General features: G+C 72.2%; 2 protein-coding genes. Both read left to right on the forward strand.

Annotated elements, in window-relative coordinates; translation table 11 throughout:
- Nucleotides 1-93: BBE domain-containing protein (locus G3I71_RS53135; protein WP_164325496.1), on the forward strand; the 93-nt coding region annotated here is incomplete at its 5' end.
- A 110-nt stretch (nucleotides 94-203) separates the two neighbouring features.
- The coding region (locus tag G3I71_RS49190) for a hypothetical protein (RefSeq protein WP_164325498.1) at nucleotides 204-403 on the forward strand (200 nt) is incomplete at its 3' end.

The raw sequence follows: 403 nt of genomic DNA on the forward strand, positions 1-403 counted from the left end.
CCGCTCACGCTCGACCGGCTGCGCGCGCTCAAGCGCACGTACGACCCGGACCACGTGTTCGACCAGAACTTCCCCATCGACCCGCGGGGCTGACGGCCCGGGGCCTCGTGGGGCGTCCCGGCGGGCGGCCCTCCGGGGCGCCGCACGTCACGTGTCGTCCGCATCACAGCAGGTCAGCGGCGCCACTTGTTACCGTGCAGTACGTGATCCGTCTCCTCATCGCGTTCGTCGCCGGTGCCGGCATCGGCGCCTCGCTCCTGCACTGGTCCACCGGCGACGACCGGTACTCGTGGGTCTGGATGGCCGCGCTGCCGATCACGATCATCGGCCTCGTGCTCGTGAACGTCGCGCGCTCGTTCGCGAGCATGGCGCCGCCGGAGCCCGAGGCGGTGCAGGCCGCACG

This window comes from Streptomyces sp. SID12501 (genome assembly GCF_010550245.1).
Lineage (GTDB): Bacteria > Actinomycetota > Actinomycetes > Streptomycetales > Streptomycetaceae > Streptomyces.